General features: G+C 54.5%; 10 protein-coding genes and 1 tRNA gene. 6 read left to right on the top strand and 5 right to left on the bottom strand.

What is annotated here, in order from left to right:
• The 5 genes from JWG43_RS03125 to JWG43_RS03145 all read right to left on the bottom strand — a co-directional run.
• A partial coding sequence (locus JWG43_RS03125) for a hypothetical protein (protein WP_205241361.1) occupies positions 1–634 on the bottom strand: 634 nt, incomplete at its 3' end.
• A 47-nt stretch (positions 635–681) separates the two neighbouring features.
• The gene (locus tag JWG43_RS03130) at positions 682–1,614 is read right to left on the bottom strand and encodes a hypothetical protein (RefSeq protein ID WP_205241362.1); all 933 of its coding nucleotides are present in this window, start codon (positions 1,612–1,614) and stop codon (positions 682–684) included.
• Between the two features lie 742 nt (positions 1,615–2,356).
• Positions 2,357–3,454, bottom strand: a complete 1,098-nt coding sequence (gene mltA / locus JWG43_RS03135; RefSeq protein WP_240193365.1) for a murein transglycosylase A — start codon at positions 3,452–3,454, stop codon at positions 2,357–2,359.
• A gap of 183 nt (positions 3,455–3,637) precedes the next feature.
• Positions 3,638–4,597: an acetyltransferase gene (locus tag JWG43_RS03140; protein ID WP_205241364.1), complete on the bottom strand. Its 960-nt coding sequence runs from the start codon at positions 4,595–4,597 to the stop codon at positions 3,638–3,640.
• 36 nt (positions 4,598–4,633) lie between these two features.
• Positions 4,634–7,006: an LPS assembly protein LptD gene (locus tag JWG43_RS03145; RefSeq protein WP_205241365.1), complete on the bottom strand. Its 2,373-nt coding sequence runs from the start codon at positions 7,004–7,006 to the stop codon at positions 4,634–4,636.
• Positions 7,007–7,281: 275 nt separating this feature from the next.
• Here JWG43_RS03145 and JWG43_RS03150 point away from each other — a divergent pair, with 275 nt between their 5' ends.
• From JWG43_RS03150 to JWG43_RS03175, 6 genes are all read left to right on the top strand, one after another.
• The gene (locus tag JWG43_RS03150; protein WP_205241366.1) at positions 7,282–8,307 is read left to right on the top strand and encodes a radical SAM protein; all 1,026 of its coding nucleotides are present in this window, start codon (positions 7,282–7,284) and stop codon (positions 8,305–8,307) included.
• 53 nt (positions 8,308–8,360) lie between these two features.
• Complete coding sequence (locus JWG43_RS03155; RefSeq protein ID WP_205241367.1) at positions 8,361–10,496, top strand: Rne/Rng family ribonuclease; 2,136 nt, start codon at positions 8,361–8,363, stop codon at positions 10,494–10,496.
• A 102-nt stretch (positions 10,497–10,598) separates the two neighbouring features.
• Positions 10,599–10,675: transfer RNA gene (locus JWG43_RS03160), tRNA-Arg, on the top strand.
• 452 nt (positions 10,676–11,127) lie between these two features.
• Positions 11,128–13,242 (top strand): PAS domain S-box protein, encoded by a 2,115-nt coding sequence (locus tag JWG43_RS03165; RefSeq protein ID WP_205241368.1) that lies wholly within the window; start codon positions 11,128–11,130, stop codon positions 13,240–13,242.
• Between the two features lie 6 nt (positions 13,243–13,248).
• Positions 13,249–14,862, top strand: coding sequence for a PAS domain S-box protein (locus tag JWG43_RS03170; protein ID WP_205241369.1), 1,614 nt, complete (start codon positions 13,249–13,251; stop codon positions 14,860–14,862).
• 1,020 nt (positions 14,863–15,882) lie between these two features.
• Positions 15,883–16,629: an HAD family hydrolase gene (locus JWG43_RS03175; RefSeq protein WP_205241370.1), complete on the top strand. Its 747-nt coding sequence runs from the start codon at positions 15,883–15,885 to the stop codon at positions 16,627–16,629.
• Positions 16,630–16,687 lie beyond the last annotated feature (58 nt).

The raw sequence follows: 16,687 nt of genomic DNA on the forward strand, positions 1-16,687 counted from the left end.
CCTGGGCCCAACCACCCCCGTCCGCTATCGAACCGACAATTTCCTGCCAGCTCCAGGACATCGAACCTGTGCCGGTAAAATACTGAAAACCAACCCGGCTGCGATACCTGTTGGGGCGAACATGCCACAGTTCAATATGACCTTCATGTCCGCCAACATGTTCCTTGAACTCTACTGTCCCACCTATCTGCAGATCACCGGTCGTGCTACCAGCAGAACCTGACAATACCGGTGTATTGTCGATCGTGACGGAATAAGAACTGGAATGGCAGATACCCTTTGAATCACAGGCTCTGGCTGTAAATGTATGGGTCCCCTGGGCCATGGCCCCGCCATCCAGGGTGGTTGACCATTGCGCGGAACCGTTTCCTGAACTACTGCCGATATGGGAAGTGTAGCCATTGGGCCGGGCATGGGTGACGCGCAAGGTTCCAGAGTTATCGTACCAGCAGTCAGGTGGAGTTCTGTTGTTACAGAATTTATGTCTCGTAAAGGAGGCCGAGGCATTCAGCGATATCGCGCCTTCAGTACCGCTCAAAGTTATTGAGGCGCTGGTGGCTGCGCCAATAGCGGGCAGGAAGGCAATCAGACAGACGCTGAACAGCAGGCAGGTGATGATTCGCCTGATCAACATGAAGCAACTCATCGTTTTCCCTCGATTGACAGGGTTACAGGAGAGCATCAGGGGAGGAAAGAGACCACATGCCAGTTTTCACTGGCATTGGCGGCACGAAGACAGACCACCAGGGAAACCGGTTGCTGCGGCAGAGCAAGATTGTGCCGGACGAAAGCGTTCATCAGATCTTTTTTATGCACAGTGAGGGTTGGTTCCCTGGATTGCAGCGAGAGGATGACCCCTTGTTGATAGAAAATGTCCATGGCACCGGCATAGATCTCCTCAGCCGGATGAAAGGAGGCCTTGATGACCTCGATATTGCCCTCTTTATCCACTGTTGTGTTCACTTCGGGGAGGTGATCAACCGCAAAGGAGACAAACCTGGCAGTTTCCTCACCGTTGAGACCATGGGCAGTTATTTTGACGAGATGAATGCCTTGCGGCAGCGTTGCTGTTTTCAAGGGGCTGCCGAGCCATTCCGACAATTTTCTGGTGTTGCCATTGTCCTGGGCGGTCACCTCCACCATGCCGACCGGATGTTCGTCCATCGCCACTTCGAAGAAGCCAACGGTCTCCTCACCCTCTCCAAGAAAGTTGAGGGTTACGAATGGATCGAACCCTTTTTCCCCTTCCTGGTCCCTGCTGATTTCAACGGAAGGCGCAGCACGCAAAAGAAAAGCTACTTCAGCTTGATGGATTGTTCCCAGGCTGTACTGCAACTCGCAGCCAAGAAGATGTTCGCCGCTGGGAACTGTTTGCAACGAGATCTTTCTCTCGATAGCAAGAGTAGTTCCGGTGAAGGCTTCCTGGAAGATGACATGACCATTGAGCGCAAGTGTAAGCAGACCCCCCGGTGGGATTTGAAAATCTTCTTCCGCGGCGGAAGAATGGTGCTCCCCGGTAAAGATGATCCTGGCAACCACACCGGATTGCTTTTCGCTGAGTTCCAACCGCAAAGGAGACAGCTCCCCGGCCTTTTCGTCGACTTTGTCCGGCAAGATTTGAATGAATCCTCCAGCAGGGGTCGATCCAATTGCCGGTTTTGCAAGAGGAGCAAGCAGCAGGAGAACCAATCCGGTCCAGCATACAGTCCATGTACATAGTTTCATCGCGACACCTTTCTTCGATCAGTCAGATACACGCCGGGAAGACTGCCGATCACATCTGATCACATAAGATGCAAAGGCCGTGAGAGCAGTTGTCCTGACAGATTATGGGGGAGGTATAAAAAGATTTTCTACTTCGAGGATAGGGGGGTAAAAAAGTGCGGTCAAGGAAAAATCAACCTGGAATGAATCGATATTTCAACAAGATGTGTTGAAATTGACTGCGCGGCAATGCTTTTGAAGTTTTTGAGGGAAGAGAATTTTTTTTCTGATGCCTGAATCCGTGAGCGTTCGTCCGTGCGTCAGCTTCGTTGTTCGTGGCCGTTCGATTAAAGTAAACTTTATCGGACGGTTACGGGCAATGAAGATGGCGTGCGGACGGATGCCCCGAAGGGCGGCTGGTGAAAGGTATTGCCAAGGGTTCCGCTGCAATTATAAGATGATTACCGCAAGATATATCCGAAACAAGAGTCCAGCCGTCACGGATTCAGGTGATGAGTCGCAGAGCACGGCCTTTTCCGGACAGACTGCTTATGCCTCAGCTATGGTACCAGCAGGTCGAGTGGGTTGTTACCCGTAACCGTTCACCAGCACTCCATCTACGAACGATCAGGTGCCGTGTATGGGAATTCTTTCACTGCCTGCGCAGCAGGAGATAGGCTGCTCCATCCTCTTTCATGCGGCCGGCGGCACGGCCCGCCAGGTCGCCGGCACCCCAGAAAAGATCGACGCGGGCAGGCCCCTTGAGGGCCGATCCTGTATCCTGCACAGTGACAAATCGTTGCAGAGGCTGCCAGCCTTCGCCCTGGTCATCGGTGAGCAGCGGCTGTCTGCTGTCAAGGTAGACCAGAGAACCAGGGGGATAATACCGATGGTCTGCGGCGATGGAACGGCCGGCGGTCAACTGCCGCCCCAGACTGCCGATGACCGGGCCCGCCTCGGCCCAATGAAAAAAAATAAAAGATTGGTTCCAGTGGAGAATCTGGTCAACCTCTTCGGGGTGCTGCTCCAGATAGTGTCGGATGGAATCCATGGTGACATCGGCCAGTTGCATCCGCCCGGTATCCACCAGGTACTTGCCGATACTGCGGTACGGCCGCCCGTTGCTGCGCGCGTATTGCACCCGACGTAGGGAACCGTCCGGGAGGACGATGACTCCCGACCCCTGCACGTGGAGGACAAAGGCATCGAAGCGGTCCTTGAGCCAGACCAGCTCCGATTCCCGCAGCAGGTTGCCGCTCTCGATCTCCTCCCTGGTCCAGAAGGGAACAAAGCGTCCTTCCTCAAGCCGGCCGATCTCCATTCCGGCTCCCTGCGCGGGCCGCACCACCAGACTTTCAGGAACCCCGTAGAGGGGATACAGATAAGGAGCGCGGCGCTGGAGACTACCCTGAAAATAAGGATGATAGTACCCGGTAACCAGCAGGGAACGGGATACCCCGCTGTCAATACGCACAACTGTGTAGTGCTCTTGAATCAAGCGGTTCAATTCAGCTGCGCTGGGTCTTTGGGCGATCAACTTGCGAAAAGACTCCGCCGTGTCGATGAGGCGTTCCACTGTAACCGACTCCCCCGCAACGGTATAACGGGTGGTGCCGGCAAGGTTGCGGAGATGGACAAGGCTGACCACCAGGGCTTGATCGAGACCCTGGTAATCGAGATCATCTTTGAATTTGGGTGTTGATGCGGCAGTCGCAACCGGCAGAGAAAAAAGGAAGAAGACCGAAAACATGATCAGCAAAGCGACTCCGCGGCAGGTACAATTCCCTGACCGGAGGATGGCGGATCGGGTATCTTTTGCCGGAGGGTGGAGAAGAAGAGGCAGCGGATTCGAGGAGGGACCTTGGTGCATAAGCGGGAGCGAAATCAGGACAAAAGTATCACCTTCACCGGGTGGGGAGTACCCGGCCTCATTTCAAGAAAAGTGTTGAAAAAACCGGGAAAGAAACACCTCCAAATCCTGTGAGGCCAAGCGGTTGATTCCGGCGGCGCCGGCCCGGCCGCCACCGGTGAGAAACTGTCGGCACAACGCATCGGCACCTTGAGGGCTGGCCAGCGGTGCCCGCACACTGACCAGCCAGCTGCGGTCCTGATTGGCGATCAAAACGGCATGCGCCATCTCAGGGCGATCCCGGGCAATCTGATTGGAGAAGACCCCCACTACCCGCCTGGCCCAGTCTGCTTCGGGAAGTTGGAACACCCGGCCTGCCGGACCGGTCCGCATGGGCTGCAGCTCGGCCACCCGCTTTATATCATCATGATAGCCTCGGCGGATTTTCTCCAGCAGGCTGGAGTCACGGTGAAAAACCAAGGGGTCTTCAAATTGGAGAGCTTCAATAAACAAATCGGCGGGATGGACAAGCAGGTCGCTCAGGGTTGAACCGTAGCCATTATAATTGAGAAGCAGACCGATCTCATGAAGGCTGCGGGTAGCTTCGGCATCCAACCCGGTTTCCTTGGCATGGGCCGAGGCGATTTCGTCGAGATTATCGCCAAAAGCGCCGGCAATGGCCCAGGAACTCTGCTGCCCGGACAGCATACGGTCAACGAGCAGAGCGGTGCAGACGCGAGGGGAAGGGTCGATGCGGGCGTCAAACCGTGATGAAACAGGCAGAGCGCCGCTGTAATGGTGGTCGATGTAGAGGACGCGGTTGCCGGCTGCCAACAGGCGCTCCAGGTCCTCCCGGTTACGGTCCAGGGAGATATCGAGCACAGTGAGTTCGCTGTTCACCACCCCGGTCAGCCGTTTCAGCAAACGGATGTCACGTTTGACACCGGTAACCAGCCGGGAACCAGGACGAGGCGCATGCAGGCGCAATTGCACCAGAGCACAAATGCCATCCGCATCGCCATTGAAGACATCGATACTGTGCATGGTCTTGCCGACACCGGTCAGACCGGTGGAACCTGATCAGTTTCCGGAGATATTGAATCCAAGTGGAGACCCGATATTGAGAAGATGGAATGTCAACATGAAGGTCTGGTCCCCGGGTGTATTTTCCGCGGTAAATTCAACCGACCAACAAGCAGGCGAATACCTCAGGGTGAAAACTTCTTCCAGGGTCTCGCTGGCTTCTATGGCCCGTTCGATTCTGTAACCAACAGCAAGATAATACGGTAAAAGCTGCCAGATGCCGGCGGTAACAGAGTTGGTATCGGAACGTGAATTGTACCGATAGTCCAAAGAGTAGCGATCTCCCCGCCCACTGTTGTATTCCCCTTCGACTGCATGACGATAAGCCCCGTCCCCGTACATGTCGATATTGGTCCTGTAGCGCAGTCGCATGGCTTGGCGCGGATAAAGGCCAACATCAAAACTCAGATCCGTGAAAGGCTCATCACTTTTTTCGCTGCGCAGATCATACCCCTGTTGCATCCTGACATAGGCATACTGGCGCTCAAACGCGCGACCATTACGCGAACCGGAGGCATCAAAAAAATTATTGATGCCATAAAAGATAATGTTTTCCTCGCCCAGGGTATCGACACTGTCAAATCTGGGCAATGCGACCTTGTTGGGGATATCTGTATACGAGTAGGACACAAAGGGTCTGAGGGTATGGTTCAAGGTGTCGATATCTCCTATGCTCACCCCGAAATCCCGCATCATGGTCGTACCGACATTTCCACCCAGGGTATAGAGGAAACGATTTTCCGAATCAGTGTCCTCCCATGCGGTGGCACCGTTATCCTGAATCAGGTAGTGGGTATTGCGCACCCCCCCTCTGACCGTCGTCTCCAGATATGGCGTCAGCGGTACGGCCACGCTCAAGCGGGGAAAGAGGTCAAAACGATGGGCACCGACCCCCTCTTCCCGCCAGAAATTGACATATTCGGTGTCCCAGGAGAAATCAGCTCCCTGGAGAGCGGCAACCGGCATGAGTCCGGAATACTTCAGAGACGGCAGTTTCCAGGCAGGAGATGGCCTGTCCGGCGTGTAGGTCGCATCGCTGACATCGTTGATGAGCAGGAAATCACCCCGCAAAGAGGAGCCGTTGTCCCAGGACCGGAGAACACTGAAGGTATTGTCACGAAAGGCGGTGGTCCGATCCCTGAATCCGCGGCCAAAGCTCTCCAGATACCGTTCCTGTGAATTTGTTATGCCGGTCGGACCACTATCGAACTCCCGCAGGTAATCCCTGTCCGAGACGATCTCAAGATCAAGGCGGGTCGTCCATTCGTTAAAATCCTGGTCCACCTTGCCCCGGAGCCAGTACCTGTCCTTATTATCATGGGTAAAACCTCCTTCCCGGTAATACTCTACTTCTGACGGATCAGAGAGACTATCGTAGAGATAATTGCCCATGAACATTCCTTTGCTGTTTTCATCGGCAATGTAGCGGAATTCAGCTCCGGTCATGAGACCGCGGTTGACCATGTAGCGAGGATATAGGGTCGCGTCCATATTCGGCGAGATATTGATGAAAAAGGGTAATTCAAACCCGGTTCCATCACGATCCGAGAGATACACAGAGGGAAAGAGGAAGCCGGTCTGCCGTTTCCGTTTTGCCGGCAGAATCATGTAGGGTGTATAGAGGATGGGGACATTCTTGACCCTGAAGGTGGCATGTCTGAGGAAAGCGTAACCACCGTCGGTGATTTTGGTATCGGCGGCGGCAAAACTCCAGGGTGGAGTCTGCCCCTCTTTCAATTTACAGGTAATGATCCAGCCGTCATCAATATAATAGGTCACCTCACCGGTTTTTTCAATCACCCGTCCCTGCAGGTGCATGTCCATATGTTCTCTGATAATGGCGGCGTTTTCGAAAGTTCCGGTGGTATCATTGAGATTGATACTGCCGGATTCAGCCTGCAGCCGATCAGGACCGATATCGATCAGCAGATTGCCCCGGGCCCTGACCTGGCCAAGGTCGATATCATAAGAAATCCAGTCCGCCTTGATGGTGGTCAGAACAGTGGTGCTTGTGTAGGTCTCTGGTTCGACTTCGGGATCCTCCGGTTCTTCCTCCACATCCTCGCCGAGAAGATCGCTCCACCGGGATGGACGAGCGGCGGCCCGCGTCCTGGTCACAATCTCTTTTTTCTCGAGAACGACATTGCCTTCGGCAATGAGCGTGGGGGGATCCTCAAACCTGGTGATCCTGTCAGCCGTGATCTCCCACTGCTCAGCATCGGCGGTGACTGCGGATAACGCCGCAGGGGTATGGAAAAAACTGACCGCAAGAAGAAAAAAAAGTGCAACGATCGGGGAGGACAGGATACAATGCTTCACCTCGATCAGCTCCTCTGGAAGTTGAAGTGAGATAAGGACGGATTTGATCACCAGCTCTCCTGGATACCTCCCTGGCAGGACAGGTCGGCGAGTCCAGACGGATCAAAAACAATAACGATAACAATCACAAATGCCACCGCCGAATGTACGTGGCCACCGTTGCCGTGTCAAGGGAAAAGTCGTAGATTTGCCTTGCACCCCCGGCGAAATTAGTTTAAGTAACAAACGGTTAAAAAAATGGCCAACAGCCTGTTTTTACATGGATTGCGCAAACACCATCTGTATTCGGGACGTTTTGCGGCAGCATCAACCGATTGCGGTGGTGTATGAAATACATCTTCGGACCGGTTCATTCCCGGCGGCTCGGCCGTTCCCTCGGCATTGACCTGTTTTCAAAAAAACTGTGCAATCTCAACTGTATCTACTGCGAAGCAGGGGCAAACGCGGCCCTTGTCAACAAACGAGGACTCGCCACCCCAACCCGGGAGATCATAGCCGAGATCAATACCTTTTGCTCTGATGTCGCCCGCCTTGACTCCATCGATGTGTTCACCGTGACCGCCAAAGGCGAACCAACCCTGCACCTGGGGCTGGGGGAGATACTTCTTCATCTCAAAAAAATAACCAGCAAGCCGCTTGCGATCCTGACCAACAGCACGACCTTGACCCAGGCATCGGTCCGCGACGAATTGATGCCGGCCGACATTGTCATTCCTTCCCTCGATGCTGCCCGCCAGGAAAGTTTTTCTGCTGTCAATCGGCCGGCTTCTTCTCTGGATCTCGACGCGATTATCGATGGCCTGACCCGCTTCAGTCAACAGTTCCCACAACAGATCTGGCTGGAAATCCTCCTGGTCCGGGGGTTGAACGATAGTCCCGAGGATATGGAAGCGCTCCAGGCGGCCATCGCTCCGATGCGTATTGACAGAATTCAGCTCAATACTGTACTCCGACCGCCTCCGGAGGCGACAGCTTTGCCGCTGAGCCATGACCGGCTTCGGGCTATCGCTGCATCCATGGAAAAGGCGACAGGTTTACCGGTGGACTACCCCGAACCTTCGGGTACAGGACATGCCAGCGGCAGCCCGACCTCGGCCAGGCATCAGTTTCGACATTCTTCCCCGGATGCTCTCCGGGAAGAAATTGTCAATATGGTCCAACGGCGGCCTTGCAGCGCCGCCGATTTAGAACGGGTCTTTCAACTGGGAGGCCCTGAACAAGTTGAGCAATTACTCGAACCGCTTGTCAAGACGCGTATTCTGCATCGCTCAGTCCATGCCGGCACGCGCTACTATCAGGCGTCATCGATTCCTTTGGAGCGGCCCAGTTCCACCTCAAAGCCGGATCGTTGACCAGACCTTCGGGACAGGCAGCTTACAAAATTCACCCATGGAACAGACAACGAATGACAGAACACCCTGAAAACGAAAAGAAAAAAAAGACACCTCCCGTGCGCAAAGCGAAAACCGGTGCCTGGTGGAAAAGTGTTCCCACGACCCCGGACCCTGAACCGTCGACAGGCAATGTTGCCGCGGATGCGGTTGAGCCGGTAGCGCGGCTTGAACCCGAGACAGGAATCAAGTCCGAGACCAACCCCTCCACAACAACCGTCCAAACAGACCGGGAACAACGCGACGAACAGGGAAAACAGACGCAACCAGCCTCGGGCATGAGCAATACCCCGCCCGCATCCGTCAGCGAACGTCAAGCAGATACAGCCACCGTCCTGCCGCCCATCGGAGACGAACTGGCCGAAGCCGACCCATTATCACCTGAATTCGACCAGCCGGTTCCGGCAGGGGAAGAGGGCGAAACAGCTGTCGACCAGCCCGCTGCCAAAAAAAGACGGTCACGCCGAAGCGCAAAAAAGCACAACCGGCGCGGCGAAAACAAAAAAATGGACGATGCAGAGAGCAGTGACCAGCCAGCGGAACCGGAAAGAGAAGAGGATTCCGATGTCACAGTACCGGATGAGCCGGAAGCAGATGAAACCCTCGAAGCCACCGCCACTCCCGCCAAGGCAGTTGCCCATAAACTGCTAATCAACGCTGAAGAGCCTGAAGAGTGTCGCATAGCTTTGGTGGAAGACGGCCGATTGGAATCATTCCACGTCACCACCATCGACCGGGAACCAACAAAGAACAACATTTACAAGGGCCGAGTTGTTTCCATTGAGGCCAACCTGCAGGCTGCCTTCGTTGATATCGGTACGGGGAGAAACGGTTTCCTGCCCTTCAATGAAATCCATCCCGAATATTTCCGAGAAGACCTCAACGAACGGAATCGCAATCTCATTGCCCAGCATCAGTGGAAAAAACTGAAAATCGAAGAAGTCATGCAGCGCGGCCAAGAGGTGCTGGTGCAGGTCGTCAAGGAGGTGACCGGTAACAAAGGCGCCAACATGACGACCTTTCTCTCTTTGCCCGGACGCTGTCTGGTGCTCATGCCCGGCAGTGACAGTGCCGGCATTTCCCGCAAGATTGTTGGTGAAGAACGCCGAGCCGCTCTACGGGAGATCATGAGCGAACTCGATATTCCCGAGGGCATCGGCTATATCATCCGCACCGCCAGCGCTGAAATCACCAAGGCCGCCCTGCAGAAAGACCTTCAGTATCTGCTCACCCTGTGGGAAGAAATCAAGAACCGGGGCCAGAACATGACGGCCCCTGCCCTTATTTTCGAGGAGCAGGACACCGTTATCCGTTTTTTACGGGATCATTTTTTTCCGGATATCCAGGAGATCCTGGTGGACACCCAGGAATCGCTGGACAATGTCATCGCCTTTGTCGAGCAGCTCCCGAGCAAACAGCAACGGGTCAAGGTCCGGCTGCATCGTGGCTCCAAGCCTATTTTCAACCAGTACAATATCGAGGAACAGATCGAATCGATCTACAAACCACAGGTTACCCTGCCATCCGGTGGATCGATCGTCATTAACCCCACCGAGGCACTGGTCGCCATAGATGTCAATTCAGGCCGCACCTCGAAAAACAGTGATTTTGAGGAAACTATTTTTCTCGCCAACATGGAAGCGGCAGCAGAGCTGGCCCGGCAGCTCAGGTTACGCGATCTTGGCGGCCTGATCGTGGTCGATTTCATCGACATGCGCAACAAGAAGCATATCAGGGAAGTTGAACGCCAGGTGAAACTCAGCATGAAAAAGGATAAAGCCAAGGTCGATATCAGCAAAATATCCCGGTTCGGCCTCATGCAGATTTCCCGGCAGAAAATGGGTGCCCCCATTGAAAAGGGGAGTTATTTCAAATGTGAAAACTGCCAGGGTCGGGGAGTGGTTCGCTCGGTGGAAACCCAGGCCTTGTATTATCTGCGCCGTATTCAGACCGGTATCACCCGGAAAAAAGTCTCGTGGATCGAGTGTCAGTTGCCCTTGAATGTGGCCCAGTATCTCTTAAACAAAAAACGGGCTGAACTATCCGAACTGGAGGAAAAAAACAATGCCAGGATCGACATCATTCCCAGGGTGGAGATGAAGCCCTCGGAACATCAGATCAATTTCCTTGATGCCGAACCTAAGGGATAAACTGCACCTTTCGTGCTGCCAGCGCCGCAGCCTTTGCGGATTGGCAGCCCAGAAACCTCTTGTACAAACTCTGTTTTCAATGTATAAGGGGCCAACACATTTGCGCCAGTAGCTCAGCTGGATAGAGTGCCGGACTACGAATCCGTAGGTCGGAGGTTCGAATCCTCCTTGGCGCGCCAACAAAAACAGCCACTTATCGCACGGTCGATAAGTGGCTGTTTCTTTTTCATGTGACTTTGCAAGCACTTGCCGGTTATCCGATCAAGAATCAAGGGGCTTCGTTGTCAGCAACGGTGGCCTACATCTCATTTTTATTCTGCATTCCCCCCCACTATTGCTCAGCCTTTCCTTTCAGTCAACATTTCCCCCATCGCCGCAAAATTCGTGATAACCCGGTTCAGGTTGATCCTCTCGCCCCAACCTGCATCCTCGCCGAACTAGTATGTGAGATATGTCTACAGACCGCTGCACGGGGGTCTACCACAGAGGGGTACAGGTAAAAATACCTTCGGATATACAGCCATTTTGACAGGGTTGTCTTTTGAATTTAAATAGGGTAGAGGACTTGTGCATAGGTACAAAAGCTACCGAGGTCCACCTTGTTGATGTTCTGTTATTGGGGGAAGATTTCATGACCAACAAGCCGCAAGACTCCGTACAGCCCTTCGAAGCAGTATCTGTACAGCGCAAACAAGCCGAGGGGCAAACCGAAACCATGGGGTCGATTTTCTCTCCAGCGCAAGCCCCTGCACAACCTCAGCTGATACTCAACGAACTGCGGGTACGCCAGGTCGAACTGGAGAGGCAGAACGAGGAATTACGCACGGCCCGGGCCCAGATCGACGCAGAGCGGGCTCGCTATTTCGGCCTCTATGACGAAGCCCCAGTGGGTTACTGCACCCTGTCCGAGCAGGGAGTTATCCTGGGGGCCAATCGTACCGCCGCCACCCTGCTGGGGATGACCCGGGACGCGATGGTCAGGCAACCACTCTCCCGCTTCATCCACCATGATGATCAGGACATCTACGATCTGCACCACAAACAGCTCTTGAAGACAGGTACCCTCCAGAAATATGATCTCCGGCTGGTCAAGCCCGATGGCGGCTATATCTGGGCGCATTTGAAGGAAACTGTCGACCAGGGGGAAGACGGTGCGCCTGTATGCCGCGTGGTGATCAGCGATATCGGCGAGCGCAAACGGGCAGAGGAAGAGAACAGGAAATTCAGGACCATTGCAGACAAAGCGGTCTATGGCAAAGCGATTGCCGATCTTCAAGGACATTTGTTGTATGTCAACCGGTTCTATGCCGAAACCCACGGGTACAGCCCCGAAGAATTGGTTGGACGGAATGTCTCCATATTTCACAACCGGGAGCAAATGCCGGCAGCGGACCGTCTCATTGCCATGATAATGCGGGATGGGCATTTCCCGCCCACGAAGGTCTGGCATCGCCATCAGGATGGCACGGAATTTCCCTTGCTGATGAGCGGCATCCTTATCAAAGACGAGTACGGCAACTCCAAATGCATCGCCACCTCGGCCATCGATTTGTCCGCCCAGCACCAGGCGGAGGCAAGGCTTGCCGAGAGCGAATCGCTACTTAATGCCGTCGGTCAAATGGTTAATGCCGGGGGGTGGAAATTGGATGTCGATATGCAACGTGTGTGGTGGACCAGGCAAACCTACCATATCCACGGCCTGTCGCTGGACTATCAGCCAACAGTGGAAGAAGCCCTCAATTTCTATCATCCCGAAGACCGTTCGAGGCTGGCCGGGTCGCTCCAACAGGCACGAAGTACAGGCGAACCATTCGATGAGGAATACCGGATCACTAACGCGCTCGGCAAACCACTTTGGGTGCGGATCATCTGTCAACCGCAAATGGATGCGGGGGGAGCGTACAAGCTTAAGGGAACCATTCAGGACATCACTGAACGGAAACTATCCAATGAGCGCATACGGCATTTAAATTCGGTGCTGAAATCCCTTGTCATGGTCAGTGAGATCATTTCCACCTCTCAGGACCAGGGCCGGTTGCTGAAGGATATCTGCCACGCCTTAACCGCAACCAGAGGGTATCATAACGCCTGGATTATACTTGTGGACGAAGATCACAGGGTCACGGACTCGGCCCAGGCCGGGGTGGGGGATGCCTTTCAGGACCTACTCTCCCGATTTCGACAGGGAGAGATGAGCTCCTGCGCATGCAAGGCTCTTGATTCACCCCTGCTGCAGGTTGTTCCAGACCCGCAAACTGCATGTACCGATTGCAATTTGGCCGGTCAGTATTCCGGCAGGGCGGGTTTCGCTGTTCGCTTGGAGGCAGCAGGGCAACCTATCGGTTTGCTTGCCGTTTCCGTACCCAGGGAGTTGGCGCAAGACCGTGAGGAACACGAACTGTTTATGAATCTGGCTGGAACCATTGCCATGGGCGTTCAGAGGATACGTCTGGAGCAAATCCGCCGCGAGCAGGAACGACGTCTTCAGTGCTATGAACGAATCATCTCCAGGATCAACGACCCCATGTCCCTGGTGGATGAGAACTACAGATACATAGTCGTGAACGACGCCTATCTGCAGACATTCAACAAGTCACGCCATGAGATCGAAGGCCATACCGTGGAAAGCCTGGTTGGCAAGGACGTCTTTTTCAACCGGGTCAAGCCGCGCCTGGACCAGGCGCTTGCAGGGCGGGAAGTGGTGTACGAGGACAGTTTCCCCGGCCTTGATGGATCGCCGCGCTAACGGATAATGAATTATTATCCTTTTCATGATGCAAAGAATGAACTTAAAGGGGTTGTCTCAAGGGCCTTGGACATCACTGACCGTAAACGGTCGGAAGATGCTCTGCGGGAGAGCGAGGCGCGTTTCAGGGCTCTCCACAATGCCTCGTTTGGTGGTATCGCCATCCACGACAAAGGCGTTATCCTGGAATGCAACCAGGGACTCTCCGAAATTTCCGGTTTTGGTTATGATGAACTCATTGGAATGGATGGGCTTCTACTGATCGCGGAGCAATCCCGCGAAGCAGTCATGCGCAATATTCGTTCCGGTTATGAGCAGCCCTATGAAGCATTCGGGGTTCGCAAAAATGGGGAGGAATACCCCCTGCGCCTGGAGGCGAGAAACATTCCCCACAAAGGCAAGACGGTTCGCGTGGTTGAGTTCAGGGACATCACGGAACGTAAGAGGGCGGAAGCAGAACACGCAAAGCTTCAGGAGCAGCTCATCCAGGCGCAGAAGATGGAAACAGTCGGCCGGTTGGCCGGAGGGGTGGCGCACGATTTCAACAACATGCTGGGCGTCATCCTCGGGTATACGGAAATGACCCTTGAGCAGGTGTCACCCGGCCACCCGATGTATAAAGCCTTGCACGGCATCCAGCAGGCGGCCCAGCGTTCCGCCGACCTGACCGGCCAGTTGCTGGCTTTCGCCCGCAAGCAGGCCATTGCCCCCAGGATAATCGACCTCAACGAGACCGTGGAAAGGATGCTCAAGATGTTGCGCCGGCTCATCGGCGAAGACATCGACCTGATCTGGCTGCCCGGCCGCAACCTTGAACCGATCAAGATGGACCCCACCCAGATTGATAAGATCCTGGCCAACCTGTGCATCAACGCTCGGGATGCCATCGCGGGTGTGGGCAAGGTCACCATCGAGACGGCCGCAGCCTCACTTGACGAGGCCTGGTGCGCCGTCCACAACGAGACTGTACCCGGCGAGTACATGCTGCTGGCAATCAGTGACAACGGTTGCGGCATGGACCGGGAGACCCTCAGCCATCTGTTCGAGCCCTTCTTCACCACCAAGGAGCAGGGCAAGGGCACCGGTCTCGGCCTGGCCTCGGTGTACGGAGCCGTCACCCAGAATAAGGGCTTTATCAACGTGTACAGCGAACCTGGCCAGGGTACGACCTTCAAGATCTACCTGCGAGCCTATGGGGATCAATCAGCCGGGGTAGAGGGAAAGACGCTGGAACTGCCGGCGGAACACGGAAGCGAGACCATCCTCCTGGTGGAAGACGAGCCAGCTATTTTGGAAATGACCATGATGATGCTGGAGAGGCTCGGCTATACCGTGTTGGCCGCCGCCACCCCCGGCGAGGCCATCCGCCTGGCTCATGAGCATGCAGGTTCCATCGATCTGCTCATGACCGACGTGGTCATGCCGGAGATGAATGGCCAGGAACTGGCTGGATACCTCCTCGCCCATTCCCCCAATCTCAAGTGCCTGTTCATGTCCGGCTACACCGCCAACGTCATCGCCCAGCACGGTGTCCTGGACAAGGGTGTACACTTCATCCAGAAACCGTTCACAATGGAAGACCTGAAGCGAAAGCTGGGCCAGACTCTAAATCGTGAGTAGAACTCCAGGCTTTCGCGTACCTTTTCTCTTGAATCAGGAAGTCGCCGGATTGGTCGATTATCTTTCCAAGATCTCCGGATTTGTCAGGTACTTGCCGAAATTCTCAGACTCCTGGTGCAGTCTTTTCACGCCGGGCAGGCATTCAGCCCCTCTGGAATCTTTAATTTGATTCCGTCGCCGATCAATATGAAGGTACCGGCAACGGGTACGTACAGCCCCATGCCGCAAAATCAAAACCAGCCAATGGGCAAGGGTTTTTTCGTACTTCAGCGCCTCGAAGCGGAAAAAGCCGGGAATCCCTCATAAGAATTGGACAGGATTCGCAACCAGGGAATGCTCGACGACACACCGTGATGATCAATCCGCACGATGAAGCCGAAAACAGCAACCACGAACCACTCAAACGTTGCTCTTCCGGGGAAAGCCCTCGCAAGGTCTTCAGTAAAAGACACAGTTTTCCTATCATGTTCCTGAATCTGTGAGAGTTCGTCCGTGCGTCAGCTTTGTTGTTCGTGACCGTTCGATTAAAGGAGACTTTTATCGGAAGGTTACGGGCCATGAAGATGGCGTGCGGATGGACGCCCCGAAGGGCGGCTGGTAAAGGTTATCTTCAAGAATTCCGCTGCAATTACAATGTGAATACAGCAATATATATTCAAAACAACAAAACAAGAGCCCAGCCGTCACGGATTCAGGATGTTGCTCCCCTCCAATATTCGTACAGACAATAATCAGAATGTTCACTGATCGCCTGGAGTTGATTTCCGGGCAAGAAACCGACGATAGGGACATCAACCGGACCAATACGATGTACACTCGGGCGGTCAGCCCGTTCCGCGGATGCACTGAAAAATCCCTGTCGGTTGCTTCTTTCACTGGAATATGTTTTTGTTATAATATATTGCGATGCATGTCGACTCAGCCCTGCTGCAAATTGACAATGCTCCTTCCACCTTTTTTTCCACTCTTGGCGGTAAACGCAGGAACCAATACACAAGGCGCCGTATAGGAGGAACCACCATGCCCCCCAAAGCCATAACCAGAACCGATGTTGACGCGGTACTGTTCGACCTGGATGGCGTTGTCACTGAGACCGCCAAGGTGCATTCGGTCTGCTGGAAAAAGGCATTCGACGATTTCCTCGAACAACATGCCCAGCAGACCGGTCAACCCTTTACCCCCTTTGACATCAGCTCCGATTACAACCAGTATGTGGACGGAAAATTGCGTCAGGAAGGAGTGCGCAGTTTCCTCGCTTCACGGAACATCGAGCTGCCGTACGGTGACCCGGAGGGACCTTCCGACCAGGCAACCGTCTGGGGGATCGGCAAGCGTAAGGATGAAATGTTCACAACGGTCCTGCGCGAACAGGGGGTGGACATCCTGGAAGACGGCATGGCCCTGGTCCGTCATGTGCGTGCCCTGGGTTGCAAAACTGCGGTGGTCTCATCAAGCAAGAACTGTCTGGCCGTCCTGAAAGCAGCCGGCATTGAAGAGTATTTCGACGTCCGGGTGGACGGAACCACGGTCGATGCCTTGGGCATCAATGGCAAGCCGGCCCCGGACTCATTTCTCAAGGCCGCCGAACTGCTGGGAGTATCCCCGGATCGATCGGTGGTGGTGGAAGACGCTATTGCCGGAGTTCAGGCCGGGAAGAGCGGTAACTTCGGCTTGGTGGTGGGCGTGGCGCGCAAAGGAGATGAGGAGGCGCTACGAGCAAATGGCGCCGACATAGTGGTCACCGACCTACAGACCCTCATCGTATAATTGCCATCATTTCGAATAGCTGCTCTCTATCGACCATGAGTGATGGAGGACAACCCCT

Origin of the sequence: Desulfobulbus alkaliphilus (genome assembly GCF_016918545.1) — a bacterium.
Lineage (GTDB): Bacteria > Desulfobacterota > Desulfobulbia > Desulfobulbales > Desulfobulbaceae > Desulfobulbus > Desulfobulbus alkaliphilus.